A 2498-nucleotide genomic window follows, 5' to 3' on the forward strand; every position below is an offset into this window, starting at 1 on the left:
ATCTTCGTGCCTGCAAAGAAGGAAATTGCCTGATGGCCGCCGCTGGTCTCTTCGAGCAACGGGACGGCGGCCATCAGGCAATTTCCTTCTTTGCAGGCACGAAGATCGCCATCACGATGCCGAGCTTGCGCCAGACGGTGAAGGAGAGCGCGCCGGCCTCGAACACCATGGCGAGGCTTGTGGCCATCGCCGCGCCCCAGAGGCCGAATAGCGGGATCAGCAGCACGTTGAGGCCGATGTTGAGGGCGAGCGTCATGGCATAGACGGCGGCGCAGATGTTCTGGTTGCCGCTCATGGTGAGCAGGCTTTCGCAGGGGCCGACGGCGGCGCGCGCCACGACGCCCAGCACAAGCAGGAAGAGCAGCGGATAGCCGGCGGTGAATTCGGGACCGAACAGCACCAGCATCGGCTCGCCCAGCGCCAGCACCAGCAGCGCCATCAAAAGCGAGGGCCAGAAAGTCCAGGACACGGTCTCGCGGGCGAAGGCGGCAAGCCTGTCCGGCTCGCCATGGGTGAATTGCGCATAGCGCTGGGCAACACCGGCCTTGACCGCGAAATAGACGAAATGCACCAGCGCCAGCGTCTTCACGGTCGCGAAATAGACGGCGACATCGTTGGGCGGGAGGTAGGCGCCCACCATCAGCACGTCGGCATTGGTGAGCAGGAAGAAGAAGCCCTCGACCAGGAAGATCGGCAGCGAGACAAGGATCCATTGCCCGAAATGCACCGTCATCGGCCCGGGCGGGACTTTCTTGTCCATGCGAGAGGTGACGGCCATCAGCTGGCCGAGCGTCGTGACATAAGTGGCGGCGATCGAGGCGAAGATCGCGGTCTTGGCGTCCGGCACATAATGCAGGCCAAGCATCAGCGCCATGAAAGCCAGGATCAGCACCGGCCGCACCAGATAGGTGGGCGAGAGCGCCAGCAGCGCCCAGGAATTGGCGCGCGCCAGCCCTTGCAGGAGGTCGCCGAGCGCGATCATCGGCAGGCAGATGACGCCGAGGATGAATGGGATGACGTAGTAGTTCTCGATCCAGTCCGAGGCGAGCCACACGCCAAGCGCGCCGAGACCGGCGATCAGCGTCGAGGCGACGAGCACGAACAGGCGGCTGGCAAGCACGATGCCGCGCAGCTCGGCCAGCATGCCGCGCTCGCGATACTCCGGAATGAAACGGATGACGGAGGTGTGGAAGCCAAGGCAGGCGAGATTGCCGACGATGACCATCGTCACCCAGACCAGCACCGAGATGCCGTATTCGAATGACCCCATCCAGCGCGCCATCAGCACCTGGCTGACAAAGGCGATCGAGGCGCTGATGATGCGGATGGAAAAGGCGATCAGCGACATGCGCCCGGCTTCGCCGCGCGCATCGGCGGTGAAGAGGATGGCATCGATGCGGCCAAGCAGCGGCCGCATGCGCAGCGCCCAGCGCTGCGGCAAGAACCGCCCGGCAGTCGTTGCCGCGGAAAAGCGCACCCAAAACTCTCCGTTTTCCGCCTTTTTCCAGCGTTCGGGTCTATCCGAAACACCTTAAGAAAGGGTGGGTGGAGAGCTTCCTTCTCCCCGTCACTATAGGGGGAGGTGAGGAGTGGTCCGCGCAGCGGACGAAAAGCCAATTGCTTGGCTTTTCGAATGACGAACGCCTGCAGGCGGATAAGGGGCAGCGCCGGCCACGGAAATTGGGATGAATGACGTGTCGAAGAGGTTCTTTGCGGAAGAGTTCCGAAACATAGTGATCATCTCCTGTCAGATAAGAGGGACGGCCAATCGCAATCGTTGGCGCCGCCCCTCATCCGGCCCTTCGGGCCACCTTCTCCCCGTGAAACGGGGAGAAGGAAGAGGCGCTCTTACATCCCCTTCATCGCATCGCACGAGACGCTCGGGTTCATGTCGGCGAAGGCGCCGGTCGGGTTCTGCTTCCAGGCCCAGACATGCAGCTCGTAGAACGGGCCGAGGCCGTAGCGGTTGGGCGCGGTGTTGAAGTTGAACAGATGGCCTTCGAGCGATGCCGGGCCTTTCGACGTGATGTATTCGACGGCGATCAGCCTCAGCGTGCCGTCGGCCATCGGCTCGTACATGACGGCTTCCGGCTTGGCGACGTCGACGGCATCGTCCTTCAGATAGGCGGCGTTGACGTAGTGGATGCCCATGGCGCCGCCGGTGAGGCCGCTGGCGCAGGGGATCGGCGCATAGCCTTCGGCCTTCGCCACCGCGACGTCCTCGAAGCGGCTGTCGAGCGCCCGCACCTTGTCGGCCAGCGGGTTGACGGTTTCGGCCATGGCGGCGCCCGCCATCAGCAGGGTGATCGCGGCAGAGGCGCCGACAAGGCACCTGGTCCAATTGCGAATGGTCATTTCATGTCTCCATGCGGTTGAGGCGCGCAACGGTGGGCCGGCCCGCCAAGGCCAACTCCGGGCGCCGGCGAAGCTTGTCGTTAAAAGGATGGATACTGATCCCTACGAGGCGGGATCAGCGGTGATGCCACCAATATTCCCAG

Annotated in this window: 2 protein-coding genes; both read right to left on the reverse strand. The window is 63.4% G+C overall.

The genetic code is table 11. The features are described 5' to 3' along the window. Positions 1-73: 73 nt before the first annotated feature. Entirely contained in the window at positions 74-1477 is a 1404-nt protein-coding gene (locus EOA27_RS31705) for a lipopolysaccharide biosynthesis protein (RefSeq protein WP_126081068.1), read from the reverse strand. Between the two features lie 371 nt (positions 1478-1848). Further along, positions 1849-2295 (reverse strand): hypothetical protein, encoded by a 447-nt coding sequence (locus EOA27_RS31710; protein ID WP_245467372.1) that lies wholly within the window; start codon positions 2293-2295, stop codon positions 1849-1851. Positions 2296-2498 lie beyond the last annotated feature (203 nt).

Origin of the sequence: Mesorhizobium sp. M2A.F.Ca.ET.037.01.1.1, assembly GCF_003998075.1 — a bacterium.
Taxonomy (GTDB): domain Bacteria; phylum Pseudomonadota; class Alphaproteobacteria; order Rhizobiales; family Rhizobiaceae; genus Mesorhizobium.

Coding starts and splice junctions, on each gene's coding strand:
- EOA27_RS31710 (WP_245467372.1), bottom strand. CDS start 2,295: ATGGCGGGCGCCGCCATGGCCGAAACCGTCAACCCGCTGGCCGACAAG.